At 68.2% G+C, this 23,186-nt stretch carries 26 protein-coding genes and 1 tRNA gene; 10 read left to right on the top strand and 17 right to left on the bottom strand.

Annotated elements, in window-relative coordinates; genetic code table 11:
- The first annotated feature begins 15 nt into the window (after positions 1 to 15).
- From ACOKR1_RS16105 to ACOKR1_RS16080, 6 genes are all read left to right on the top strand, one after another.
- Positions 16 to 762, top strand: a complete 747-nt coding sequence (locus ACOKR1_RS16105) for a permease (protein WP_422933947.1) — start codon at positions 16 to 18, stop codon at positions 760 to 762.
- Between the two features lie 192 nt (positions 763 to 954).
- Positions 955 to 1,584: an FABP family protein gene (locus tag ACOKR1_RS16100; RefSeq protein WP_415855334.1), complete on the top strand. Its 630-nt coding sequence runs from the start codon at positions 955 to 957 to the stop codon at positions 1,582 to 1,584.
- A gap of 55 nt (positions 1,585 to 1,639) precedes the next feature.
- A complete protein-coding gene (locus tag ACOKR1_RS16095) occupies positions 1,640 to 2,770 on the top strand; it encodes a YgfZ/GcvT domain-containing protein (protein WP_422933946.1) in 1,131 nt (376 codons plus the stop codon).
- A 25-nt stretch (positions 2,771 to 2,795) separates the two neighbouring features.
- A complete protein-coding gene (locus ACOKR1_RS16090; protein WP_422933945.1) occupies positions 2,796 to 3,209 on the top strand; it encodes an ankyrin repeat domain-containing protein in 414 nt (137 codons plus the stop codon).
- 72 nt (positions 3,210 to 3,281) lie between these two features.
- Positions 3,282 to 4,796 (top strand): MDR family MFS transporter, encoded by a 1,515-nt coding sequence (locus ACOKR1_RS16085; protein WP_422933944.1) that lies wholly within the window; start codon positions 3,282 to 3,284, stop codon positions 4,794 to 4,796.
- Positions 4,797 to 4,805: 9 nt separating this feature from the next.
- Positions 4,806 to 5,636, top strand: a complete 831-nt coding sequence (locus ACOKR1_RS16080; RefSeq protein WP_422933943.1) for an aldo/keto reductase — start codon at positions 4,806 to 4,808, stop codon at positions 5,634 to 5,636.
- Here ACOKR1_RS16080 and ACOKR1_RS16075 read toward each other — a convergent pair.
- The 15 genes from ACOKR1_RS16075 to ACOKR1_RS16005 all read right to left on the bottom strand — a co-directional run bounded on the left by ACOKR1_RS16075 (position 5,587) and on the right by ACOKR1_RS16005 (position 18,251).
- Complete coding sequence (locus ACOKR1_RS16075) at positions 5,587 to 6,078, bottom strand: hypothetical protein (RefSeq protein WP_422933942.1); 492 nt, start codon at positions 6,076 to 6,078, stop codon at positions 5,587 to 5,589. The genes ACOKR1_RS16080 and ACOKR1_RS16075 overlap by 50 nt on opposite strands.
- Before the next feature lie 34 nt (positions 6,079 to 6,112).
- Positions 6,113 to 6,436, bottom strand: coding sequence for a hypothetical protein (locus ACOKR1_RS16070; RefSeq protein WP_422933941.1), 324 nt, complete (start codon positions 6,434 to 6,436; stop codon positions 6,113 to 6,115).
- The gene (locus ACOKR1_RS16065; RefSeq protein ID WP_422933940.1) at positions 6,411 to 7,844 is read right to left on the bottom strand and encodes a hypothetical protein; all 1,434 of its coding nucleotides are present in this window, start codon (positions 7,842 to 7,844) and stop codon (positions 6,411 to 6,413) included. The genes ACOKR1_RS16070 and ACOKR1_RS16065 overlap by 26 nt, the downstream gene beginning before the upstream one ends.
- Complete coding sequence (locus ACOKR1_RS16060; protein ID WP_422933939.1) at positions 7,841 to 8,584, bottom strand: ATP-binding cassette domain-containing protein; 744 nt, start codon at positions 8,582 to 8,584, stop codon at positions 7,841 to 7,843. Before ACOKR1_RS16060 ends, ACOKR1_RS16065 begins: the two co-directional genes overlap by 4 nt.
- 40 nt (positions 8,585 to 8,624) lie before the next feature.
- The gene (locus ACOKR1_RS16055; protein ID WP_422933938.1) at positions 8,625 to 8,771 is read right to left on the bottom strand and encodes a hypothetical protein; all 147 of its coding nucleotides are present in this window, start codon (positions 8,769 to 8,771) and stop codon (positions 8,625 to 8,627) included.
- 262 nt (positions 8,772 to 9,033) lie between these two features.
- Entirely contained in the window at positions 9,034 to 11,019 is a 1,986-nt protein-coding gene (locus tag ACOKR1_RS16050; protein ID WP_422933937.1) for an ATP-binding cassette domain-containing protein, read from the bottom strand.
- Positions 11,016 to 12,131 (bottom strand): peptidoglycan-binding domain-containing protein, encoded by a 1,116-nt coding sequence (locus ACOKR1_RS16045; protein ID WP_422933936.1) that lies wholly within the window; start codon positions 12,129 to 12,131, stop codon positions 11,016 to 11,018. The genes ACOKR1_RS16050 and ACOKR1_RS16045 overlap by 4 nt, the downstream gene beginning before the upstream one ends.
- Positions 12,132 to 12,199: 68 nt before the next feature.
- Positions 12,200 to 12,940, bottom strand: a complete 741-nt coding sequence (locus tag ACOKR1_RS16040) for a hypothetical protein (protein WP_422933935.1) — start codon at positions 12,938 to 12,940, stop codon at positions 12,200 to 12,202.
- A gap of 152 nt (positions 12,941 to 13,092) precedes the next feature.
- Positions 13,093 to 13,497 (bottom strand): peptidase inhibitor family I36 protein, encoded by a 405-nt coding sequence (locus ACOKR1_RS16035; RefSeq protein ID WP_422933934.1) that lies wholly within the window; start codon positions 13,495 to 13,497, stop codon positions 13,093 to 13,095.
- 196 nt (positions 13,498 to 13,693) lie between these two features.
- Positions 13,694 to 13,999: a LysR family transcriptional regulator gene (locus ACOKR1_RS16030; RefSeq protein ID WP_422933933.1), complete on the bottom strand. Its 306-nt coding sequence runs from the start codon at positions 13,997 to 13,999 to the stop codon at positions 13,694 to 13,696.
- Between the two features lie 80 nt (positions 14,000 to 14,079).
- Complete coding sequence (locus ACOKR1_RS16025) at positions 14,080 to 14,808, bottom strand: GNAT family N-acetyltransferase (protein WP_422933932.1); 729 nt, start codon at positions 14,806 to 14,808, stop codon at positions 14,080 to 14,082.
- 47 nt (positions 14,809 to 14,855) lie between these two features.
- Positions 14,856 to 15,881: a 6-phosphofructokinase gene (locus ACOKR1_RS16020; RefSeq protein WP_422933931.1), complete on the bottom strand. Its 1,026-nt coding sequence runs from the start codon at positions 15,879 to 15,881 to the stop codon at positions 14,856 to 14,858.
- Between the two features lie 194 nt (positions 15,882 to 16,075).
- Complete coding sequence (locus ACOKR1_RS16015) at positions 16,076 to 16,378, bottom strand: PspC domain-containing protein (protein ID WP_422933930.1); 303 nt, start codon at positions 16,376 to 16,378, stop codon at positions 16,076 to 16,078.
- Between the two features lie 53 nt (positions 16,379 to 16,431).
- Positions 16,432 to 16,797 (bottom strand): hypothetical protein, encoded by a 366-nt coding sequence (locus tag ACOKR1_RS16010; protein WP_422933929.1) that lies wholly within the window; start codon positions 16,795 to 16,797, stop codon positions 16,432 to 16,434.
- Positions 16,797 to 18,251 carry a PspC domain-containing protein gene (locus ACOKR1_RS16005; RefSeq protein ID WP_422933928.1) on the bottom strand — a complete coding sequence of 485 codons (1,455 nt, stop codon included), beginning with the start codon at positions 18,249 to 18,251 and terminating at the stop codon, positions 16,797 to 16,799. The genes ACOKR1_RS16010 and ACOKR1_RS16005 overlap by 1 nt, the downstream gene beginning before the upstream one ends.
- 125 nt (positions 18,252 to 18,376) lie before the next feature.
- Between ACOKR1_RS16005 and ACOKR1_RS16000 the strand changes: the two genes are divergently transcribed.
- Both ACOKR1_RS16000 and ACOKR1_RS15995 read left to right on the top strand, forming a co-directional pair.
- Positions 18,377 to 19,675 carry a PspC domain-containing protein gene (locus ACOKR1_RS16000; RefSeq protein ID WP_422933927.1) on the top strand — a complete coding sequence of 433 codons (1,299 nt, stop codon included), beginning with the start codon at positions 18,377 to 18,379 and terminating at the stop codon, positions 19,673 to 19,675.
- Complete coding sequence (locus ACOKR1_RS15995; protein WP_422933926.1) at positions 19,672 to 20,316, top strand: LuxR C-terminal-related transcriptional regulator; 645 nt, start codon at positions 19,672 to 19,674, stop codon at positions 20,314 to 20,316. Before ACOKR1_RS16000 ends, ACOKR1_RS15995 begins: the two co-directional genes overlap by 4 nt.
- Positions 20,317 to 20,319: 3 nt before the next feature.
- On the opposite strand, the gene ACOKR1_RS15990 is transcribed toward ACOKR1_RS15995, so the two are convergent.
- Together ACOKR1_RS15990 and ACOKR1_RS15985 are read right to left on the bottom strand one after the other, a co-directional pair.
- Positions 20,320 to 21,228 (bottom strand): diacylglycerol/lipid kinase family protein, encoded by a 909-nt coding sequence (locus ACOKR1_RS15990; protein ID WP_422933925.1) that lies wholly within the window; start codon positions 21,226 to 21,228, stop codon positions 20,320 to 20,322.
- A gap of 4 nt (positions 21,229 to 21,232) precedes the next feature.
- Positions 21,233 to 22,438: a pyridoxal phosphate-dependent aminotransferase gene (locus ACOKR1_RS15985; protein WP_422933924.1), complete on the bottom strand. Its 1,206-nt coding sequence runs from the start codon at positions 22,436 to 22,438 to the stop codon at positions 21,233 to 21,235.
- A 259-nt stretch (positions 22,439 to 22,697) separates the two neighbouring features.
- Between ACOKR1_RS15985 and ACOKR1_RS15980 the strand changes: the two genes are divergently transcribed.
- Positions 22,698 to 22,770, top strand: a tRNA-Trp gene (locus ACOKR1_RS15980).
- 97 nt (positions 22,771 to 22,867) lie between these two features.
- The gene (gene secE, locus ACOKR1_RS15975) at positions 22,868 to 23,134 is read left to right on the top strand and encodes a preprotein translocase subunit SecE (protein WP_422933923.1); all 267 of its coding nucleotides are present in this window, start codon (positions 22,868 to 22,870) and stop codon (positions 23,132 to 23,134) included.
- Positions 23,135 to 23,186 lie beyond the last annotated feature (52 nt).

Genomic DNA, 23,186 nt, shown 5'->3' with positions numbered 1-23,186 from the left:
TGGAAGGATGGCAGCGTGAAGACGTGGATCGGAGGCGCGGCCGCTGCGGGCATCGGAGTGGCCGGCACGGCGGCCCTCGTCGTCTCGAGCCTCGGTGGGCCTTTCGCCCAGGCCGCGGTCGCCGTCGTCCTCGCCGTCGCGGCCGGCTTCGGATGGCCTCATTTCCTCGGAATCCCCGCGAAAAAGACCAATGGGACGATCCTCGCGCTCGCGGGCGCGGCGGCCGGAATCTCTGCCGCGGTGGTCAACGGTCCCGAGTTCCTCATGTGGACGCCGGCCGCGATGGCACTCGGTGTCATGGCAGTGATTGTCGTCCAACTCATCCGCGGCACGGGCCAGACGCACCGTCTCGAATCGACACTCGGGGCCAGCTCGGGCGTGTTGCTCTGCTCCCTCGGCGCGGGGTGGATCGCCACGGCCCGCTTCACCGGCACGGGCTCCATGCTGCTCGTAGCAGGGATCAGCACGGCCGTCGCGCTTCTGGTTGGGGCCATCAATTGGCCGGACACGATCGTTGCCCCGTTCGCGATCGTCTTCGCGGGCCTCGCCGCGCCGCTCGCGGCGCTCGTCCTGACGGACATCGCGGTGATTCCGGCCACAGCGGCGGGCGTGCTGATCGGCGCGGTGCTCGCGGCGGTCCGCAGGCTCAACCGAATCCGGTCCCACCCCATGCCCCCGGCAGGGCTCGTCGCGCTGGCTCTCGCCCCGGTCCTCGCGGTGGGCTCGATCGCGTACTTCATCGACAAACTGCTGCTCCACTGAGGGCGGGACCCCCGCCGTCACGCGGGTGGGCGGCCACCGCCGAGGCGCTACGATGGCGCTATGTCTGTTCTTGCATGGGAAATTCTCTTCCTTGTCCTCCTCGTGATTGCCGGCATCTCGATGGCGTGGTTCGCCGTCTACGCGATTCTCGGCCTCTTCCGCGGCCAGCGCTGACGCTGCCGGAGCCCTCCTGTGCCCATTGAGATCCCCACGGGACTCACTCCCGAACTGGTCCCGCTGTCGTGGCTCATCGGGGAGTGGGAAGGCCAGGGGCGTCTCGGCCCGGGCGAGGAAGGTGACGATCACTTCGGCCAGCGCGTCACATTCCACCACCACGGGTTCCCGTATCTCGAATACACGGCCGAAAGCTGGCTCTGCGACGAGAACGGCGTGCGGCTCCGACCGCTCTCCGTCGAGACAGGCTTCTGGCAGCTCGACCGCCCGCTCCTGGATGCCGATGGCGGCCCGGGGCTCACGCCAGCGGACATCGTTCCCGCGTACAAGTCGGCGGACGAGGTCGAGCGGCTCCGAAACGCTGACGGCGGGTTCGACATCACCGTGACGATCCTCCACCCGGGCGGCATCGCCGAGCTGTACTACGGGCAGATCCGCGGCCCGCAGATCCAGCTCAGCACCGACGCCGTGATGCGAGGGGCCAACAGCCGCAACTACTCGGCGGCGACGCGGATCTTCGGCCTTGTCAACGGCGACCTGTTCTGGCGCTGGGACGTCGCGTCGGGAGGCACGCCGCTCGCTCCGCACGCCTCGGCGATCCTCAAGCGCGTGGCGCAGCCCGAGATTCCGCAGCGACGCGCGGAATGAGCGCGCGGACCGAAACGCGCGGACTGAAAACGGTCCCCGAAACGTTGAACAAGGCATGACCTTCTCCTCGCCCCTCCTTTCACGCCCCGGCGCAGTTGCGGCGGCGGGCGCCGACGCCGGCGTCGCCGCGCACTACGGCGACCCCGTGCGCGAGCAGCGCGCCCTCGCGGAGGGACGCGCCGCCGTCGACCTTTCCTTCCGCGGCGTGGTCACCGTCACGGGCCCCGACCGCCTCACGTGGCTCACCACGCTCTCCTCGCAGCAGGTGTCCGGCCTCGGCCCGGGGGAGTCCGCCGAGCTCCTGCTCCTGAGCATCCAGGGCCGGATCGAGTACGACGCGCGGATCGTCGACGACGGCGCGACGGCGTGGCTGCTCGTCGAGGCGGCCGAGGCGGGGGGCCTCGCCGCGTGGCTCAATTCCATGCGCTTCATGCTGCGCGTCGAGGTCGCGGACGTGAGCGACGCGTGGGGCGTGCTCGGCGCGGTGCGCGAGCTCGGCGAGCTCGCGGCACTCGAGAGCGCCGCGCCCGTGTGGCGCGACCCCTGGCCGCACGTCGCTCCGGGCGGCTTCAGCTACGCGGCGGTCGCCGAGGACCGGCATCCGGGCCTCGATCGCCCGTGGGTCGAGCACCTCGTCGCGGCCGACCGCCTCGGCGACGCCGCGGCCGCTCTCGATGCGGCCGGAGTCGGCCTCGCTGGATCGATGGCCGCGGAGGCGCTCCGCATCGCCGCGTGGCGCCCGCGCGTCGGCTTCGAGACGGACGACAAGGTGATCCCGCATGAGCTGGATCTCCTGCGCACGGCCGTTCATCTCGCAAAGGGCTGCTACAAGGGCCAGGAGACCGTCGCGCGAGTCCACAACCTCGGGCACCCACCGCGGCGGCTCGTCATGCTCCAGCTCGACGGCTCCACGCACACGCTCCCCGCGCCCGGCAGCCCGGTCTTCGTCGCCACGGACGACGGCGGCGAGAAGCAGGTGGGCCGCGTCACCTCCGCGGCGCTCCACTACGAGATGGGCCCGATCGCGCTCGCGGTCGTCAAGCGCAGCACCCCCGCGGACGCCGCACTCACCGTGCGCGGCGAGGCGGAGGGCGAGGTCTACGCCGCGGCCCAGGAGACGATCGTCGCGCCCGAGGCCGGGCAGGTGGTCCACCGGCCCACCGGGCTCCTGCGCGGCTCACACTGACTAGGCAGCCACCAAGGAGGACACCGTGACCGACCAGCCCCAGCCCTCCGCATCGGGGGCGCCGGACGACGACGTCGTCGAGCTCGCCTCGCGGCTGTTCGAGGCCTCGCGAGCCGGGGACGAGCCCACACTCAAGGCCTATCTCGAGGCGGGGGCGCCGTCGTCGCTCGCGAACCAGGCGGGGGACTCGCTCGTGATGCTCGCCGCCTACCACGGGCACGCCGGAGTGGTGCGGCTGCTCGGCGACCACGGCGCGGACGTCGCGGCCGCGAACGACCGCGGCCAGACTCCGCTCGCGGGCGCCGTGTTCAAGGGCTACGGGGACGTCGTCGAGGCCCTCCTCGAACTCGGCGCCGATCCGGACGCGGGCACTCCGTCCGCGCGCGAGGCGGCCCGGATGTTCGGCCGCCAGGAGATGCTCGCACGCTTCGACGTGTGATCTCGGTCTCTGATCGCGGCGGGCGAACACCTGCGGACGTCTGCTGTCCGCAGGAAGTGAGACTCTTGTTCGGTGGAAAGAATCGAGCGGCCGTGGGCCGCCCTCTGGTCCCTCGTCATCGGCTTCTTCATGATCCTCATCGACACGACCATCGTGTCGGTGGCAAACCCCGCGATCATGCGCGGCATCGGCGCGGACATCAATGAGGTCATCTGGGTCACGAGCGCGTATCTCCTCGCGTACGTCGTGCCCCTCCTCATCACGGGGCGCCTCGGCGATCGCTTCGGCCCCAAGAACATGTACCTCATGGGCCTCGTGATCTTCACGCTCGCCTCGCTGTGGTGCGGCCTCTCCGGGAGCGTCACGTCCCTCATCGCGGCCCGCGTGGTCCAGGGCCTCGGCGCGGGCCTCATGACGCCGCAGACCATGGCCGTCATCACGCGCATCTTCCCGCCCGAGCGCCGTGGCGCGGCCATGAGCATCTGGGGCTCGACCGCGGGCGTCGCGATGCTCGTCGGCCCGATCCTCGGCGGCCTCCTCGTTGACGGCTTCGGCTGGGAGTGGGTCTTCTTCATCAACGTCCCGGTCGGCATCGTCGGCTTCTTCCTCGCGATGCGTCTCGTCCCGAAGCTCACCACCCACTCGCACCGCTTCGACTGGCTCGGCGTCGCGCTGAGCGGCGTCGCGATGTTCCTCATCGTCTTCGGCATCCAGGAAGGCCAGACGTATTCGTGGGGCACCATCACGGGGCCCATCACGGTGTGGGGGATCATCATCGCGGGCATCGTCGTCATGGCGCTCTTCGTGGTCTGGCAGGCGATCAACAAGGCAGAGCCGCTCGTTCCGCTACGCCTGTTCCGTGACCGCAACTTCTCGCTCGCGAACCTCGGCATCTCGACCGTGGGCTTCGCGGTGACCTCTTTCGGCCTCCCGACGATCTTCTACTACCAGCTCGTGCGGGGCATGACCCCGACGCAGTCGGCCCTCATGATGATCCCGATGGCGGTCCTCTCGGGCGGCCTCGCGCCGGTGGCGGGGAAGTTTGTGGACCGTGGCCACGCGAAGGCCATGAACATCGGCGGCATGTTCCTGTTCGCGCTTTCGCTCTGGCTCTACTCGGTGCTTCTGACGCCGGATCAGAACCTTGCGGTGCTGCTCATTCCGGGCGCCGTGCTGGGCCTTGCCAACGCGGGCCTCTGGGGCCCGCTGGCAACGCTCGCGACCCGCAACCTCCCGCCGCAGCTCGCGGGTGCGGGCTCTGGCATCTACAACACGACGCGCCAGATCGGTTCCGTGCTCGGGAGCGCCGCGATCGCGGCGTTCATGCAGGCACGCCTCGCGGACGACCTCCCGGCCCGCCCGGGCGGGGGCGGCCAGAGCACGAGCGCGCTTGCCGCGGGACAACTTCCGGCGATCCTGCAGAGCGGGTTCACGACCGCGATGTCCCAGTCGGTCCTGCTCCCCGCGGCGATCGTGCTGATCGGCTTGGTTGTGGCCTTCTTCTTCGTCAAGGTGCGCCCCGCGCCCAGCAGGCCCGCCCCGGCCGGCTCCCGCAAGGGCTCGCCCGTCGAGGCCGAGCGCCCATAGGCTGGGGGCATGACTGCCGCCCCGCGCATTCCCCTCTCGTCCGGCCACAGCATCCCGCAAATCGGGCTCGGGACGTGGCCGCTCGACAATGTGCAGGCGGCGGAGGTCATCGCCACCGCGCTCGAACTCGGGTACCGGCACGTGGACACGGCCGAGAACTACGGGAACGAAGAGGGTGTGGGGGAGGGCCTCCGCCGCTCGGGCGTGCCGCGCGAGGACGTCTTCGTGACCACCAAATTCAACCGGGAATGGCATAGCGTCGCGGGCGTGCGGGAGGCGTGGGAGCGCAGCGTGCGCCGGCTGGGGGTCGACTACCTCGACCTGTTCCTTGTTCATTGGCCGAACCCGGACCAGGGCACGTACGTCGAGGCGTGGGATGGGCTCCTGGCCCTCCGCGAAGAAGGGAAGGTCCGCTCCGTCGGCGTCTCCAACTTCACGCCGGCCCACCTCGACGCGATCATCGCGGCGACCGGAGTCGGCCCGGACGTCGATCAGATTCAGCTGAGCCCGTACTGGACTCAGCAGGCCGCGCGTGCGTATCACTTCGGGCACGCGATCGTGACCGAGTCGTACAGCCCGATCGGCCAGGGCAGGGACCTCCTCGCGGAGCCCGCCGTCGTGGCCGTCGCGGAGGCGCACGGGGTGACGCCCGCGCAGGCCGTGCTCCGCTGGCACACGCAGCAGGGTCTCGTCGCGATCCCCAAGTCGGCCTCGCCGCAGCGGCTCGCCGAGAATCTCGACGTGTTCGGCTTCGACCTCACGCGCGAGGAGCTCGCCGCGCTCGATCGTCTCAACGGGACGGGCCCCGCGGCTGCAGACCCGGAGACGTTCGGGCACTGATCCGGCGAACGGCCGCGACCACCGCCCGCCCGTCACCGAAGCACGGTGCGAGCAGTGCGAGGTGCGCGAGGTACCACCAGGCGACACCGGACTGCGGAACGGCCGCCCACGCTGCGGCGCCCAGGATCAGGCAGCCGAGTGGACCGGCGAGGGCGAGGACGAGCGACTCCCGCGCCGTGATCTCGCCTTCCGGCTTGAGCGAGGTCCGAAGGAGTGTGGCCTCGACTTTGACGGTCGTTACGCCCCGGCACAGACTGAGCGCCGCAAAGTGGCCGCATTCGTGGGCGACGTACGATCCGAGCAATCCGACCGAGGCGTGGAGCAGCGCACCCCACGCGAGGGGAACCACGCCCCACGCCCCGTAGAACACACCGAGGCAGACGGCCGTCGCCCCGAACGCCGCGGGGGCGGCGAGAACCCAGCTGTATCTGAGAAACAGCAAAGCCCCGAAGCGGAGCGTCCCGATTACCACGAGGTCACGTGACGCCGGGCCCTTTGTCGATCAGGGCCTGCCGATAGAGACGAAGCCAGCCGAAGATGAGGATCGAGACAAAGGCCAGCGCTGAGAGCACAAGCCACAGCACCACGATGACGGTCCAGTTCTCGACGCCGACCTCCATGGACGTCACACCATCGGCGCGATCGATGGCCTCGAAATAGACGCCACCGAAGGGGCCGAGTGACCGGTGGCCAGACTCGCGGGTGGAGAACATAGCGACGATGATTGCTATGGTCGAGATCACGAGAGTTCCGAGGAACCCGAACACCACGGCATTAACCGCTTGGAACAATCGCCTCATGGCGCCTCCTCCTCATGAGGTGCTTCATGCCGACAACCGAGTATGCGACGGCGAGGACTTGGGAGCACGCGGCGCCGATCCAGAGCCACGGACCCGGTATTTGAAGTACGCCCACCATGACGGCGATCGAGGCAAACGCCACGAAACACACCGCGTAGCCCGTAAACACCACGAGTGGACTGTCGTTCTCCGCGACGAACACCAACGCGATGAGCGTTGTCAGGATCACGCTGCTGACGAGTGCCATGGCCAGCAATCGGACACTCCCCCAGGCGTCAGGCCGCGCCATGGCGAGCAGCACGATCGGCACGGCAGGGACGGCCGTCGCGATCGTCTGCCCTGCGAGCATATGCCATACCTCGGAACCTGCGGATCTCGCATATCCGGGCATGAGCCGGAGCGGATTCGTGGCGGCGTACACGTAGATGCCCTGGGACACTGGGATCATCGCCGCGTAGACGAATCCTGTGTTGCCTGCCAGCCAGAGCATGGCCGCGAGTACGTACGCCACGGCGACCGAGACCCACCATTCGGATCGTCGAACTAGCGCCGTGACCGTTGGCCAGAGGCGCGTGCCTCGGAGCGGCACCGCTGTTCCGACGAAGCGACGGCGAAGGGGGAATCTGGTGGGCGAGGTCACGGCGGCAAGCGTGACCGTCACGGCAATCAGGGCGAGAAACGCCGAGACCGCCGCGAGCCAGCTCATTCGCTCATGGAGGTAGGGGAAGAGATTCACGACGTGAAACTCGATACGCCCACGGAGATAGTCGGTGCTCATCTGTCGGATGAGGTCAATGGACGTGCCGTTGTACCAAAGCGCCATGCTGGCCATGAGCGAGAGCGAGACGATGTGTGTCAGCCGAGATCCGCCGAACGCCTCGAGGGCCCGCGCCACGACGTTGTACACCACGGCGAGTACGAGGTACCCGCTCGCCGCCGTCATGACGATCCCGGTGAGGAGGCCCTCGACGGCATGCGGTCCGAGTCTCACGAGCGACGCGACGGCGATCGGCAGGAAGAGGCCACCGACCGTCGCTCCGACCATGACGAATTCGTAGAGCGCAAGAGCCGCGGAGCGCTCACGGTGGCTCACGGGCAAGAGCAATGTATACCGGACCAAGGTGTCCGACTTCATGAAAAGGACCTTGACGAATACGAACGAGATGAACGTCCAGAACACGACCGAGGCGGTCGAGATCTGAAGGACGAGGAACAGTTCGCGTCGACCGGGCAGCATCTCGCGAAACGCCGCGGTAGCGACCGCGCTTAGGAGGACGATTCCTCCGAGGACTCCCACGCCAAGGAGGACCCTCGCGAGTCGGGTCCGGAGGACTCCCGTCGAGAGTGCCTTACGGACGAAGTAGCGGAAGAAGAGCCTAGCAAGGATGAAGACGTTGACGGCCCTCATGCCGGATACCCCGATTCGAGGACCTCGCGTACTGATTGGCTCAAACGACCCCCGCCCTCGAGCACGGCTCCGACCTCAACGTCCCCGACGAGCTTGCCGGCTCGAAGGACGAGTACTCGGTCCGCGAGGTCTTCGAGCAGGCTGAAATCGTGGGAGCAGAGCAGGACGCTCTGGCCCCGGGACCTCATGTCACGGAACTCGGCCTTACACACTTCGACGGCATCGAGGTCAATGCCGTTGAGCGTTTCGTCGATGACCGTCAGCCGGCGCTGGAGCAGGAAGGCGCCGCTGAGCAGCAGTTTCTTTTGCATCCCGTGCGAATAGTCTTCAATGAGATGGTTTGCCCTACCTCCCATGCCGAATTTTTCGAACTGCCTCTCGATGCTTTTCGCGTCGGCACGCTGGATTTCGCGATAGAGGCGGGTGAGAACCTGAAGGTATTCAGTCCCGGTGAGAAATTCGGGCAACTCATTGTCGCTTGGAAGATAGATCGTTTCGGCCCGGGATCTTTCGCTGCGATGGTCGTGGCCATTGATGAGGATGGCCCCATCTTGGCGCTCCATGAGGTTGAAGATGAGCCTGATGAGCGTCGACTTTCCCGAGCCGTTCGGCCCGACGAGTCCGACGATCTCGCCCGCCTCCAGGAAGAAGTTGACTCCGGCGAGGGCGGGGGCGTTCGACGAGGTGTATGTGAAGCCGACATCGTGGACGTTCAGCGGGAAGCCGCCTTCTGGGTGCATGCCTGCTCTCTCGTCGAAGCCCCCTCGCTGGACCGCGCGACTAGCGGCACTCGAACGCGACGTTGATCCCGAAGTCCTTGAACTGCCACGCGCCCGTGAAATTCTTGCCCTGATAGACGACGCACCAGATCGCGAGTCCGGCGAGCAGCCCCACGCCGATGCCGAGGATGACCGCGACGAAGACCAAGAATCAGGCGTCGTAGCGAACCAGCGCGGCGTCGAATTGGGACTTTGAGCGCTCGGCAATCTGCGCCCACGGGTTTGCTGGCATGACGCTGAGAATCGTTGACATATCCCCCACCTCTGTGCGTTTGTCGACGCCTTTTTCCTGGCGTCGAGCGGTATGTCCTTAATGTCCTCGATGCGCGATATGGCGGTCAAGCGAGGCGGGCCAAATATGCCCACCTCTCATGAATGCCTAATATTCTCAGTGTTTGGCGATGGGCCTCTCACGAGCGGAGCGCGGAAGCCGGGTCTGCTCGGGCCGCGATCAGCGCCGGGTAAAGGGCGGCCAGCGCGCCTGTTGCGCCCCCTGATCCAACCGAGACAAGAGGCAGGGTCAGGGACAAGACCGGCTCCCAGCCGCTTGCCGCGGAGACTGCTATGACAGCCAGGGTTCCGGCTACCCCGCCCGCAAGCCCGCCTGCCAAGCCGATGAGGGTTCCCTCGAGGATGAAGATCGAGGCGATGGTGCGCTTCTTCATGCCAAGTGCTCGCCGCAGGGCGATCTCGGGAATTCGGGACTGCACGGTCAGGTACATTGCGGTCGCGGCAGTGAGCGCGGCGAGAACCAGCAGCACGCTCGATACACCGGTGATCATCAGTCCCAGTTCGGCGCCCACACCCAAGCGCAGGTTTCTGAGGTCTGCAACTGAGTTAACCGAGATGCCCGCCGGTGCGCCGGGAGCCAAGGCCTTGGGAATCGCTTCGCCGAGGGCAGCTGGGAATCCATCAGTGGTTCTGACGACATATTCGGGGTGGAGGTTGCCAACATGCCTCGCGGCGGCCGCGTTGAGGTACACCTGCTGGTCGACGAGCGGGTCGCGGCCGGATTGGGATGCGATGCCGACCACTGGAACGGGGACTTGGCCTACCCAGATGAGAACGCCCGGGGCGGCTCTGGCGACGCCCAGCCGCTCGGCGGCTGAATGGCCGATGATCGCTGCGGGCACACCGCCCGGCAGGTCCATGAGCTGGGCTGCATTCGCCGGTATGGTTCGGACCTCCATGAGCGAGAGATACCCGGCATCAGCAAGTCGGATCGCCCCGGAATAGAGTCCGTTGCGGGAATCGGGATCGGAGAGGCGGCTCACACGAGCATCTGCAGGTGCGATGGATGCGCTTACGCCCAGCTGGATGAAGCCGTTGAGCCTGCTGATGGCATTGCGTGTCCCGTCCACTTCTTGGGGAGTCGGGATCATGCCGGACCTCAGGGAAGGATCTGTGAATCGAATCTCGTCGAGCGCAGCTTGTGTGAGCCTCTCGGCGATCTGGTTCGACGCGGTGTGAGTAAGGCCCGCGCCCGCGACGAGGCCGCCAGCTCCCAGAAGGAAGACCATCAGCAGGAGAATGCTCCTCAGCGGTCGAGCCGTGAGCGAGTTTGCGGCGTCGGCGATGTCGTCGAGAACGGGGACCGCGTTCCGTTTGCTCGGAGACGCGGGCCGCTCGGACGGACCCGTCCGGCCGGGTGCCGCGCTCGTGGAACGATAGGCGACGGCGACGGCGCCGTCAACGAGGCGGAGGCAGCGGTCCGCGGCAGCTGCCACCTCTTCGTCATGGGTGATGACGACGACGGTCGTTCCCTGACCGGACAGCTCCTTGAGGTCCTGGATGACCTTGCGGGTGTTCTCCTTGTCCAGGTTCCCGGTCGGCTCGTCGGCCAGGATGATGCGGGGTCGCGTCACGATCGCTCGCGCGAGGGCGACGCGTTGGCGCTCGCCTCCTGAGAGCGACCGGGCAGGAGTGTGCCGGATGCGGCGAAGGCCAAGAGAGTCGAACACCGCGGAGACTCTCGTGTATCTCTCTGCCGGAGGGACGTTCTGGATCCGAAGGCCCAGCGACGCGCCAAGGTATGCGGGCTCCGTGGGGATCATGTACGAGCTTTGGAAGACGAATCCTATTTCTCGGCTGCGAAGTGCGTTCCGTTCTCGAGCCGAAAGCTGGGCAACTGGCTTCCCCTTGAGGAGATATGTTCCGCCGGTAGGGGTATCGAGGAGCCCGAGGACGTTCAGGAGAGTGGTCTTCCCGGAGCCTGAGGGTCCGACGATCGCGACGAACTCGCCTTCGTGGATGTCGAAGGTTGCATCTGTCAGCGCGTGTGCCGTGCCGAAGCGTCGCGCCAGGTTCTCGACGCGGATCAGCGGGGACCCTGCGCCTCCCGACGCTGAACCACCGATGTTCGGAACTGCATCCTCCCGGGATGCGGGGTTGGTCACGGAACTCGGACCTCAGTTCCGGCCGGGAGGCTCGGGTCTGCCTCGATCTCGGCCCACCCTGCAGCCTGGGCCTTGATCGTGATCTTCACCTTGCGGGGCGCGGGCGGTGAAGCTGAGGTGGACGACGGCTCATCGGCTCTGCGGAGGACTTCGACGAATGCTCCGCCGGCATCGCGCTGGATCGAGATCAAGGGGACGGCGAGGACCGCCTTGCCCTCAGTGGGAAGCGAAATGTCGACCTCTTGCCCGGGAGGCAAGCCAGCTGCCTGGTCCGGGAGCTTGATCGAGACGTCTTTTCCGGGCGGCTTAGTCGCGGCAGCATCGCCGGGGAGCAGTCTGCTCACAGCCTCGACGGTGCTCGACGACTCGCCGCTGGGCCACTTCAGCCTGAGTTGGGTTCCCGGCGGCAGTCGGTCGGCCTGCAGGATGAGCGCCCTGGCCGCAATCGTGTTCGGGCTCGTCTGGACGAGGACCAGAGGGGCGTCGCGGCTGACGTGCGACGCTACCGCCGAGGCCTGGACCACACGGCCGGAATCCCCAGGTATCTGGACGAAATCGAGCCATCGGAAGGTCGTGTCATTCTTCGTCTTTCCGGGTGTTTCGAGACCGGCATTCGCGTAGATCAGCCGAACCGCCTCAAGCGTCACGGCCTCGATCCTGCCCGTCACGGGCACACCCTGATAGCCCATGCGCCGAAGCGCCTTCTGGAGGCGTGCCACGTCTGATCCGGCGTCGTTCAGCTTGAGGTCCCTGTACAGCGGGACGTCATCGCCGATGACGATTTGGGGACGTCCCGCAATCGCCCCGATGTAGGTCCCCGGCGCGAGGCTGTCGCCCGGACCGACTGCGATATCCGTGACGACGGTCGGTCCTGACGCCCCGGAGTTGAGATCAGGGATGGGGACCGTGGTCCCGCTGACCACGCTGCCCTTGAGGGCCAGGACCTCCTGCACCTCCCGCATCTCGGCTCGCGCGGTCACGGGCACGGTGGTGTCCCGATTCTCGAGCGCGGTGGACTCTGGGCGCCGAACCAGTGAACCGGCGACGAACGATGCCACGAGGATGAGGATCATGACGACCGTGAAGACGCCGATCCGCCAGGGATGCAGCATGCGGCGGCCTCGACCGCCGGACACCGCATCAGAGGACCTGGTATTCGTCATAGGAATTGGTCCAATCGTTATGCTCCCGCCGAGAGAATAGCCTCGTCGGCCTTCGCGAGCAGGGTGTCGATGGCCTGTCGTTCCGCTCTCAGTTGGCTTTCGTTCTGTTTCACGAGCGCTGTCTGATATGAACCCTCGATATTCGCAAGTCGTTGGACGAGCGAGACGCTCTGCTTGCATTCGACGTCGCCGACGGCGATGCGGATGATCTTCTCCTTGTCACCGTTCGTCGCGGACAGGTCGGGATTCCACGAGTCGGCGTCTCTCAGTGCGATGCCCTTGCCCTTGAGGCAGTCCTTCCACTCGCCGACGGCCTTCTTGAACTCCTCGCTCTGGGGAGCGAGCATCGCCGCCTGGTGAAACAGCCGTTCGGCCGTCTTGTCGGAGGGTGCGCCCTTGGAGACCAACGCCGTGGCAAGACAGGCGTCCCACGCCTCGTTGAACTTCTCTCCCTGCTTGGACAGGTCCAAGTCCTTCCCGCTGGCGAACCCCTCGGGCACGTCATAGCCGCGCTCTTGGGCGTTCTTCAGGCTCCAGGCACCGTAAGGCCGCTCCCCGGCGAACGTTCGATGCCGGTTGTAAGGGCTCAGATCGATTTTCTGTCCTTTGGCCGCAAGACACCGCTGCATTTTCGCGCTGTTGGCCTGATCAACCTTGTCCATCTCCGGAATCGAGAGCATGAACTTGTCGAGCGGAAAATCGATCTGCTCGGTGTCCGGATCCAGGTTCACGGTTGTCGCGATCGGATCGATGTTCACTGGCCCATTCTCAGCCTGGCGAGGGGCCGCGCTGCAGGACGCGAGGGAGAGGAGGAGCACGGGTATCATCACCAGACGCCTGCCCCTCACAGCACCCACGCCCCGCCCATTGGGTCTATTTGCTTATCTGCCATTTCCATGAATACAGTCGACTAGCTGCTGTAGCTGCTCACGGTATCGTTCCAGCTCGAGTAGCCGCCGTATCGGTAATAGCTGTAGTCGTTGAAATTGAGCACAACTTCCCCCGGGTCGAGACGTAGCCACGGCCCGGAATAATTTGCATCGACATAGAAGTACAGATATCTCCAATTGCGGTTGTTGGCCGATGAGATGCTGTCGTTCCAGTAGTCGCCCACGTAGGGGACGCTCGTCGCGTCCCAGGCCCCGCGGTCGCCGCCGAGATTCGCATCTTTCCACGAGCACATATTAGAAATGCACGAGGTCGTGCTTGCCTGCGCCGGAGCTGCCGCGCCGATGGTGCCGGTAGCGGCGATCAAGGCTGCTGCTGCTGCAGCGGACAGAATCTTTTTCTTCGCTGGAACCGATGAGTGCATCATCTTCAAATATCCCCCATTTTTGGGCATAGCCGGCTATCGGCCGCGCATCGACCATCAAACTGAATCTGATGAATGCCCCGATCCTAGCTATTGCAGTTCGGGATGCAGTCCTTCAGCGGCGTTAGAGTGGTATGTCCTCGATATTCGCTGCTCGCCAGAACACCGTCAAGCGAGGTGGGGGTGATATGCCCACCTGTCATAATTGCCTAACATTTCGGCGCCCCCGCGGACCAGGCGCTTGCGATCCGGCCGTGGCCGCCGCTTCAGGCATTGAATCGGCCAAGCGCAGGATCTCGACTGCTGTGGGGAAGACCTGCCTACCCGCCGAGTTGAGCCTCATGCCTCCCGCGCCTCGCCCGAAGACCTTCGTGCCCACGTACCGTTCGAAGTCGGCAACTTGCCGGCTGATCGCCGATTGCGTGAACCCTAGCTCGGCGGCGGCGTCGGTCATGCTTCCACATCTCACCACCGCAACGAAGGCTCTGACTCCGCTCAGATGCACCGCTTCCCCTGCCGGTCGACCTCCACTGTCTACACACGCTACAGGGTCTTGGAAGTGTCAATCGACGCGTCGGTGGCGGGCTACGTGTGGCGGAGCTGCACCGACGCGATGCGTCCCGACGGGACCACGCCGAGGGCGTCCGCGAGTTTGAGGGCTCCGACGTTCTGGGCCTGCGCCTCGAGCTGCACGAGATAGCCCTCGGCGAGCGCCTCGTGCGCCGCGAGCCTAGCCATGAGCGTCCCGAGCCCGCGGCGCCGGAGCGTGGGCGCCACGAGCACCCCGAGGTCCGCGATGAGACCCTCGCGGACGGTGTAGGCGGCGCAAGCGGCCGGACCGTCGGGCAGCATGAGCGTGAAGCGGTGTTCTCGGCGCTCGATTCCCGCGGAGCTCACGTCGTCCGGCGGGCAGAGGGTCTCGAGCTCGATCGCCTCGGGATTGCCGCGCGACACCTCCGGTTCGGCGTCCGGTTGGAGGACCGGGAGGTCGTCGACGAAGCCGAGCACCCCCGTGCTGAGGCCGTGTGCGCCGTGGCCTACGAGCCGCAGGAGTGCGCCGCCGGCCAGGAGCTCGTCGTCCGCGAGGTCGGCTGCCGCCTCGACGAGCTCAGTCGGACCGGACAGCGCGAGCTGACCGAACAGCTCGACTGCCGTAAGCGAGAAGGCGGAGTCGCGGCACCCAAGGAGGCGCCCGCCGTCGTCCGAGAAGGCGAGGTCAGGGAGCCCCAGCCGGCGCGCCCACGCGAGCCGGACGATGCCCCGGCTCCCGAGGTGGAACGTCCGGCCCGAGCCGGTGCCTGCGCCACTGTTCATGCGGTCCTCGTCGCCCCGCCGCCGTCCCCAGTCCTGTCCGGCCACCCTCAGCCGAACAGGACGCGGGCCTCGTCGTACCGGTCTTGCGGGACCGTCTTGAGCCGGCCGAGCGCCGCTTCGAAGCCCACGTGCACAATGTCCGTGCCGTTGAGCGAGACCATGGTGCCCCAGCGGCCCTCGACCACGGAGTCGATCGCCGCCATGCCGAGGCGCGTCGCGAGGACGCGGTCGAACGCAGTGGGGACGCCGCCGCGCTGGATGTGGCCCAGGACGGTCGCGCGGGTCTCGATGCCCGTGAGCGCCTCGAGCTCGGGGGCGAGCCGCTCAGCGATGCCGCCAAGGCGCGGCCGGCCGAACGTGTCGAGGCCGCGCTCGGAGTGCGCCTCGCCCATGGTGTCGGTCGCGAAGCCCTCGGCGACCACCACGAGCGGCGCCCGGCCGCGGTCGTGGGCGAGCTTGACCCACGCGGCGATCTGGTCGATGCTCACGCGCTGTTCGGGGATGAGGATCGCGTGGGCGCCGGACGCCATGCCCGAGTGGAGCGCGATCCAGCCGACGTGGCGGCCCATGACCTCGGCGATCATGCAGCGGTGGTGGGACTCGCCCGTGGTGCGGAGGCGGTCGATCGCCTCGGTTGCGATTTCGACGGCGGTGTCGAAGCCGAACGTGTAGTCCGTCGCGTCGAGGTCGTTGTCGATGGTCTTGGGGACGCCGACGATCTTGAGGCCTGCGTCGGTGAGCCGCTTCGCCGCAGCGAGTGTTCCCTCGCCGCCGATCGCGATGATCGCGTCAATGCCGAGCCGGTCCATGTGGCCCTTGATGACGGCAGGGCCGCCGCCGTTCTCGAACGGGTTGGTGCGCGACGTCCCGAGGATCGTGCCGCCCTGCTTGGCAATGCCGCGGACCAGCGTGCGGGGGATCTCGATGATGTCGCCTTCGACCACCCCGCGCCAGCCGTCCTTGAAGCCCACGAACTCCTGACCGTGCACCGCGATGCCCTTGAGGACGGCCCCACGGATCACTGCGTTGAGGCCGGGGCAGTCGCCTCCGGAGGTGAGGATGCCGATCTTCATGCAGGGCCTTTCCGCTGGTGCGGCCGGTCCGCTAAGGGGGCGGCGGGCCGTCGGTGGGTTGTGGTGCTTGAGGCGCCCCGTTGAGCCCACGCCGATTGTAGCCGCGCGCTATCGGTGATGCACACCACAACAGGACGACGACGGCTGGCCGCCGTCGTCGTCCTGTCACCTCGCCGAGCGCTTCCGCGCGCGGCTCACGCCGTGGGTTCCCCCTGCCCGGGCTGCTCGCCGGACGGGGGCACTGCGCCGCCATTCCGAGGCCCGCCGAGGAGGTTTTCGAGGATGATCGAGCCGTTCTGGTCCGGGATGAGGCACCACGCCACGAGGTACGCGAGGACGGCGGGGCCGGGGAGGAAGCACAGCACGATGAAGGTGATCCGGACGAACATGACGTCCACGTCGAGGCGGTCGGCGATCCCGCCGAGCACCCCGCCGAGAATGCGCCTCGGGCCGCGGCGCAGGCCGGTCGAGCGGATCGAGTTGAAGAACGAGTCCATGGGTGGCTCCTGGTTGCGAGGATGATGGTTGCGAGGACGGCTTGACGGTTGGGTCAGAGGGACGGGCCGTCGTACGGGCCCTGGGCGTCGTAGGGGCTGCGCTTGGGCGGGTCAGTCGGCTCGGGGGCGGTTCCGAACGCGTCCGCGGAGTGCGAGCCACCCGGCTCGTCCCCGTCCGCGGCCTTGGCGGAGTCGATCCGCCTCCTGCTCCGGGTGGCGGCGAGGCTTCCTCCGACCACGAGCCCGAGGCCCGCGAGGAGCAGGAGGCTCACGGCCGCGACGCCAAGATCTACCGTGAACCAGCCGAGCCGGCTCGCGACGAGAAGTCCTGCAACGGCTACCACGACAGCTCCCCAGACGATCGTGCCCACGCTCGGGCCCTGCTTGAATTCCGAGTGCTCGGAAAGGTTCGCGCTCATCACTTCTCCTGCTCGATATCGACGTTGCTCATGGTCGCGTCGAGGTTGATCACGAGGGTCGCGCCGGGCTGGCCCGAGTTGTACGTCTCGGAGCCGTTCGTCGTGAGCCCGGTGAGCGACTTGTCGCCGAACTGGACGTTGCTCATCGTCGCGTCAGCCTGGACCCGGACCGGCACGTTCTTCGGGATCTTGATCTCGAGTTGGCTCATGGTCGCGTTCACCGGCACCGTGGCCTCCGAGGGAAGCGGCCCCGACGTGTCCAGCTGGCGCAGGTCGAGCTGACCCGAGGCCCCCGTGAGCGAGTAGCCGGACGTGGCCTGCTGCACGGTCGCGGGGGCGAGGTTCACCGCCCCGCGGGGACGGCTCAGGGCGTACGCGGGCTGCGTCACCGCGGCGGCGATGAGCGCGACGACCGCGAAGAAGGAGAGAATCCCGCCCGTCCGGCCAAGGAGCCCCGCGACGAGAATGCCGAGGCCCATGACGGCCGCCGCGATGGCCCACAGGGCCCCCGTGCTCGGGTCCAGGACCGTTGCCCCCGAAAGCTGCAGCGCGAGCAGGCCGCCCGCCACGAGTACCGCGAGGCCCACGACGACGGCGACGAACGCGCCGCCGGGACCGCGCCGGTGCGGCTTCACGGCCGTGGGGCGAGGGGCGCCGTACGGGCGTGAAGCGTAGGGTCCGTACGGCCCGCCGTACGGCCGCGCTCCACGCGGACCCGCACTACGCGGACCCGCTGGGTAGCCGGAGTAGCCGGGGTAGCCGGAGTAGGCCGGCTCGTAGGGGCGGTGCGGGGCTCCGGGAGCCCCGGCCGCGGGCGAGTCCGCCGAGGGGGCGCCGGCCGAGTGCCATTCGGTGGACTCGGGGCCGTCCTGTGCACCGGGGAATGGCTCACCCGGGGACCGCTCGCCGGCGAACTGGTCACCGCTGCGCGGCGCCCCGGCGAACGTGCCCCGCGAGTAGGGGCCGCCAGCCATGCGCCGCACGCGGCGCGAGCGGGCAATGCTGAACACGCACAGGCACACGACGCCGATCCAGAAGATCGCCCAGAACGGCCCGGCACCGCGCATCTCGCCGAACCAGAATCCGGCCCGGGCGCCGCCGAGGCCCAGGATGCTCGCCGCAAGGCCGCCGGTCATGCCGGCAGTCCAGCGGCCGTGCATGGCCTCCTGGACGTGGATGCGTCCGTCGGGCTCCGGCAGGAGGAGCCAGAGGACGCCGTAGGCGAGGACGCCGATGCCAAGGAAGATGGTCGCGACGATGAAGAGGCCGCGGACCAGGACGGGGTCGACGCCCCAGCGGTGGGCCAGGCCGCTCGCCACGCCGCCGGCCCACCGGTCGGAGCCGCGGGTCACGCCGAGGCTGCGGATCCAGCCGAAGAAATCGGAACCGGCCCGGCCCGTGGGCCGTCCGGGGCCGGGGGCGTCAGGTCCCCCGGGGGTCTGTTCGGTGCTCATGGCTCTATCCTTCCCGGCGGGGCCGCGCGGACCCATGGGGTGAACCCCTGATCGGACCCTGAATCGCCCCGGGGATTCCCGGATCGGCGGCCCTGAGAGAGCTGAACCGTGCTTGGATTGATGGCATGAACACCGTCCAGGTCCGGCCACCGCTCGTGCGGGGTGAGGACCGTCTCGTCGCCGGAGTGTGCTCGGGCTTGGCCCGGCACCTCGGCCTGCGGGTCGACGTGGTGCGGTGGATCATCGTGCTCTCGTCGCTCCTCGGGGGGGCCGGGATCGTGTTCTACGGCTGGCTCTGGATCATGGTGCCCACGGCGGCGGAGGCCGCGCGCCGCCAAGCCGGGCGGCCGGCGTCGCCCATTGCCCCCGCCGTGAGCCGCCCCCCAGACGCGGAGCGGACGACGCCGATGCCTGGCTTCGTCGACGGCCCGCGCCGCGCGCCGCGGCTGGGTGGGCATGCGCGCGAGATCCTGCTGGGCGCCGGGCTCGTGGTCGGCGCAATCATGGTGGGGAGCGGCTTCCTCGGCGTCGACATCCCGCTCGGGGTGATCCTCCCGGTCGCGGCGATCCTCGGCGGCGCGACGCTCGCGTGGCTCCAGCTCGACGATTCGCGTCGCGACCAGCTGGTCCGCGGCGCCGGAACGGCCCGCTGGGCAGGGTGGGTGCGGCTCGGCGCGGGGCTCGCGCTCGTGGCCACTGGGGTGACGCTCGCGATCTCGGGCACGCAATGGAACGTTCTGGGCCTTGCACTCCTCGCTTCCCTTGCCGTGTTGGCCGGGGTGGCCCTCGTGCTTCTTCCGTGGGGCCTCAAGTTTTGGCGCGACTTCGGTGCGGAGCGCTCCGCACGCGTGCGGGAGGAGGAGCGGGCCGAGATTGCGGCGCACCTGCACGACTCGGTGCTCCAGACGCTCGCACTCATCCAGCGCCGGGCCGGGAACGAGGCAGACGTGACGCGCCTCGCGCGCGCCCAGGAGCGCGAGCTGCGCGAGTGGCTCTATCGCGACGCTCGGCGCGGAGGAGGAACGTTCACGGACCGGCTCAAGGCGCTCGCCGCGGAGGTCGAGGACGCGCATGGCCAGCCGGTCGACGTCGTCTGTGTGGGGGACGCGCCGCTGGGCGAGGCGAGCCGCGAGCGGACGGAGGCCCTCCTGCAGGCCTCGCGCGAGGCCATGCTCAACGCGGCGAGGCACGGCGGAGGAACCGTCTCGGTCTACGCCGAGGCCGCGAGCGGGAGCATCGACGTGTTCGTCAAGGACCGCGGGCCCGGCTTCGACCCCGACGCCGTGCCGGAGGATCGGCTCGGTGTGCGCGAATCGATCGTGGGGCGCATGCGCCGCCACGGCGGCGAGGCCAAGATCGTCTCCGGGCCGGAGGGCACCGAGGTGCGCCTGCACTTGCCGGGGATCGGAACGGAGGAATCATGAGCGAGCCCGTCACCGTGGTCATCGTGGACGACCACACGATCTTCCGCTCGGGCCTCAAGGCCGATCTCGACGACCGCGTCCGCGTGGTCGGGGAGGCCGGGACGGTCGAGCAGGCCGTCGCGGTCATCGGGGAGCTCGAGCCTCAAGTCGTGCTGCTCGACGTGCACCTTCCCGGGGGGATCGGCGGGGGAGGGCGCGAGGTTCTCACGCGCTCCGCGGCGCTGCTGGGGCACGTGCGCTTCCTCGCGTTGAGCGTCTCGGACGCGGCGGAGGACGTCGTCTCGGTGATTCGCGCGGGCGCCCGAGGCTACGTGACGAAGACGGCCTCGGGGCCGGAGATCACGAACGCGGTGCTGCGCGTGGCCGAGGGTGACGCGGTGTTCTCCCCGCGGCTCGCCGGGTTCGTCCTCGACGCGTTCGGCACGTCCGCCGTGGCAGACGACGAGCTCGATCGCCTCTCCGCCCGCGAGCTCGAGGTCATGCGGCTCATCGCGCGCGGCTACTCCTACAAAGAGGTCGCGAAGGAGCTGTTCATCTCGGTCAAGACCGTCGAGACCCACGTCTCCGCCGTGCTCCGCAAGCTTCAGCTCACGAACCGCCACGAGCTCAGCCGCTGGGCCGCCGACCGCCGCATCTGGTGAGGTCTACGGCGCGAGGATTCGCAGGGCGCCCGGGCGAATCTCGACGTGCACCGGGAGCCCACCGGCGCCGTCGCCGTCGAGGCACAGGGGCAGCGGCCGGTCCGCCGAGATCGCGATGCGGCGCCCCGTGAAGCGGCGCACCCCGGGCTCCGACACGTGGGCCCCGGTCTCGGCGAGCCGCATGAACCGGGCCACGTTCCGCTTGGGGATCTCGGCGCCGGCCACGAGCACGTGGACGAGGCCGTCGTCGAGCACGGCGTCCGGGACAATGTCGAGGCCGTGCCCATAGCGTCCCGAGTTGGCGAGGACCACGAGATGTGCGGTGATGCTGTGGCGCGTGCCGTCGATGTCGAGCTCGAACCGGGCCGGCTTCCAGCGCACGATCGCGATCACTGGCGCGATCTGGTACGCGACAGCGGGCGGGATGCGCGAATCGTTCATCATGAGGTTCGCCACCGCGTCGAGCCCTGAATACGCGTTGCCGGGCACGAGCCGCCCGCCCACCTCGAGAAGGTCGACGGCGCGCTCCGCGCCGGACAGGAGAACGCGCGCGAGGGCGTTTGGCTCGCTCGGCATGCCGAGCTTTGCCGCGAAGCCATTCCCGCGGCCCGCCGCGACGAGGGCGAACAGGCCGCCCGCCCGAGCGACCGCCTCGGCGACGTCCCGCACGATCCCGTCGCCGCCCACCGCGACCACGACGTCGCCCCGCGCCGCGGCCTCGGAAGCCAGCCGCCCGGCGTCGTCCGCTGTGCGCGTGGCGACCGTGCGCACCTGGGCTCCCGAGGCCGCGAGCAGCCCGGCGACGGGCGCCCAGACCTTGGGCGCGCGGCCGCCGCCCGCCACGGGGTTGACGATTGCGGTGAACGAGCGCCGGCCGGCGGGATTCTCCGCCGGCCGGTCCATCTCCTGCATGGGTTTAGTGTGCCGTCGCGAGGAATTCCTGGATGCGGCCCACACCCTCGGCGAGGTCGGCGTCGCCCAAGGCGTAGGAGAGCCGCACGTAGCCGCTCGGGCCGAACGCCTCGCCGGGCACGATCGCGACCTCGACCTTGTCGAGGATAAGAGCGGCGAGCTCGGCCGAGGTCGCCGGGCGGATCCCGCCGATCTCCTTGCCGAGCAGCTCGCGAACGTCCGGATAGGCGTAGAACGCGCCGTGCGGCGTGGGGCAGTTGACGCCGTCGATCGCGGACAGCCCGGCGACCATGGCCTGACGGCGGCGGTCGAACGCGACCTTCATTTCCTCGACCGCGTCGAGCGGCCCGGACACGGCGGCGAGGGCCGCCATCTGGGAGACGTTGGCGACGTTCGACGTCGCGTGCGACTGCAGGTTGGTCGCGGCCTTGATGACGTCCGCGGGGCCGATCATCCAGCCCACGCGCCAGCCCGTCATCGCGTAGGTCTTCGCGACGCCGTTGAGGATCACGACCTTGTCGCCGAGGGCCGGAACGGCGGTCGCGATGGAGGTGAAAGGAACGCGGTCGTACGTGAGGTGCTCGTAGATCTCGTCGGTGACCACCCACAGGCCCTTGGCCGCGGCCCACTCGCCGATCTCCGTGACCTGCTCGGGCGAGTAGACCGCGCCCGTCGGGTTCGACGGCGAGACGAACAGGAGGATCTTGGTGCGGTCCGTGAGCGCGGCGTCGAGCTGGTCCACGGTCACGAGATAGCCCTGCTCGGGGCCCGCGAACACCTCGACCGGGACGCCGCCCCCGAGGCGGATCGCCTCGGGGTACGTGGTCCAGTACGGCGTGGGGAGCAGCACCTCGTCGCCCGGGTCGAGGAGCGTCGCAAACGTGTTGTAGACGGCCTGCTTGCCACCGTTCGTCACGAGCACCTGGGACGCCTGAGCCTCGTAGCCCGAGTCCCGCAGCGTCTTCTCCGCGATGGCCTGCTTGAGCTCGGGAAGCCCGCCCGCGGGGGAGTAGCGGTGGAACCTTGGCTGGCGCGCCGCCTCGATGGCCGCCTCGACGATGTAGCCCGGGGTCGGGAAGTCCGGCTCCCCGGCCCCGAAGCCGATGACCGGCCGCCCCGCAGCCTTGAGCGCCTTGGCCTTCGCGTCGACGGCCAGGGTCGCGGATTCGGCGATCGATCCGATGCGCTGGGAGACACGGGCGGAGGTCATGGGCTGTCCTGACTTTCGGTCGGCGGAAGAGGGCGCGCGCGGGCCCGCTCCCACTACTCTAGGCGTTCCGGCCCTTTCAGCCGGTTCGTTTCGGCGCGCCATGGGGCCTGTTGGTTCGACGCGCGCCGCGAATGTGCGTAGACTGGACAACCGGCATCAGAAACCGACGTGAGTCGGCCGTGCCTCCGAGCGGCCAGCTCGTTCCCGCGAATAACGGGGCATGAACCTTGGTAAGCTGGAGACTCGGTGTTCTGACCGAAGGGTAGTGGCGCAATTGGTAGCGCAGCGGTCTCCAAAACCGCAGGTTGCAGGTTCGAGTCCTGTCTGCCCTGCGCACGGCGTGTCTCGGGTCAAACCGAGGCGTTCCAGCACGCACAGCACGGAACCGGCGGGAATGTCCTGCGGGCACACAGGATGAGCGAGGAATAGGTGACCGAAACAGCTGCGAGCAGCTCTCAGGGCCGCCCAGCCAAGCAGGCCAGGAAGCTCGGCTTCTTCGGCCGCATCGCTCTCTTCGTCCGTCAGGTCGTCGGGGAGCTCCGGAAGGTCGTCACCCCGACCCGCCAGGAACTGCTCAACATGACGTTCGTGGTGCTGGCGTTTGTGGTGGTCATGATGGTCGTCGTCTTCGTTCTCGACTTCCTTTTCGGGCTCGGTGTCGGCTGGGTCTTCGACGGGTCGTCGCAGAGCAAGTAAGGCGAGTCTCCGCAGACCGCGCTCGGACCGGGAAGTGGTCCCACGGTGCGGT

It is taken from the genome of Sinomonas sp. P47F7, assembly GCF_049332655.1.
GTDB lineage: Bacteria > Actinomycetota > Actinomycetes > Actinomycetales > Micrococcaceae > Sinomonas.
Note: the sequence above shows the minus strand (reverse complement) of the source record. Positions and strands in the feature narration are given on the sequence as shown.

Bases quoted from the DNA above. Each gene is read 5' to 3' on its own strand.
- ACOKR1_RS16095 (WP_422933946.1), top strand. From the start codon at position 1,640: ATGACCTTCTCCTCGCCCCTCCTTTCACGCCCCGGCGCAGTTGCGGCG.
- ACOKR1_RS16080 (WP_422933943.1), top strand. From the start codon at position 4,806: ATGACTGCCGCCCCGCGCATTCCCCTCTCGTCCGGCCACAGCATCCCG.
- ACOKR1_RS16070 (WP_422933941.1), bottom strand. From the start codon at position 6,436: ATGAGGCGATTGTTCCAAGCGGTTAATGCCGTGGTGTTCGGGTTCCTC.
- ACOKR1_RS16065 (WP_422933940.1), bottom strand. From the start codon at position 7,844: ATGAGGGCCGTCAACGTCTTCATCCTTGCTAGGCTCTTCTTCCGCTAC.
- ACOKR1_RS16060 (WP_422933939.1), bottom strand. From the start codon at position 8,584: ATGCACCCAGAAGGCGGCTTCCCGCTGAACGTCCACGATGTCGGCTTC.
- ACOKR1_RS16045 (WP_422933936.1), bottom strand. From the start codon at position 12,131: ATGCTGCATCCCTGGCGGATCGGCGTCTTCACGGTCGTCATGATCCTC.
- ACOKR1_RS16035 (WP_422933934.1), bottom strand. From the start codon at position 13,497: ATGATGCACTCATCGGTTCCAGCGAAGAAAAAGATTCTGTCCGCTGCA.
- ACOKR1_RS16025 (WP_422933932.1), bottom strand. From the start codon at position 14,808: ATGAACAGTGGCGCAGGCACCGGCTCGGGCCGGACGTTCCACCTCGGG.
- ACOKR1_RS16020 (WP_422933931.1), bottom strand. From the start codon at position 15,881: ATGAAGATCGGCATCCTCACCTCCGGAGGCGACTGCCCCGGCCTCAAC.
- ACOKR1_RS16015 (WP_422933930.1), bottom strand. From the start codon at position 16,378: ATGGACTCGTTCTTCAACTCGATCCGCTCGACCGGCCTGCGCCGCGGC.
- ACOKR1_RS16010 (WP_422933929.1), bottom strand. From the start codon at position 16,797: ATGAGCGCGAACCTTTCCGAGCACTCGGAATTCAAGCAGGGCCCGAGC.
- ACOKR1_RS16005 (WP_422933928.1), bottom strand. From the start codon at position 18,251: ATGAGCACCGAACAGACCCCCGGGGGACCTGACGCCCCCGGCCCCGGA.
- ACOKR1_RS16000 (WP_422933927.1), top strand. From the start codon at position 18,377: ATGAACACCGTCCAGGTCCGGCCACCGCTCGTGCGGGGTGAGGACCGT.
- ACOKR1_RS15995 (WP_422933926.1), top strand. From the start codon at position 19,672: ATGAGCGAGCCCGTCACCGTGGTCATCGTGGACGACCACACGATCTTC.
- ACOKR1_RS15990 (WP_422933925.1), bottom strand. From the start codon at position 21,228: ATGCAGGAGATGGACCGGCCGGCGGAGAATCCCGCCGGCCGGCGCTCG.
- ACOKR1_RS15985 (WP_422933924.1), bottom strand. From the start codon at position 22,438: ATGACCTCCGCCCGTGTCTCCCAGCGCATCGGATCGATCGCCGAATCC.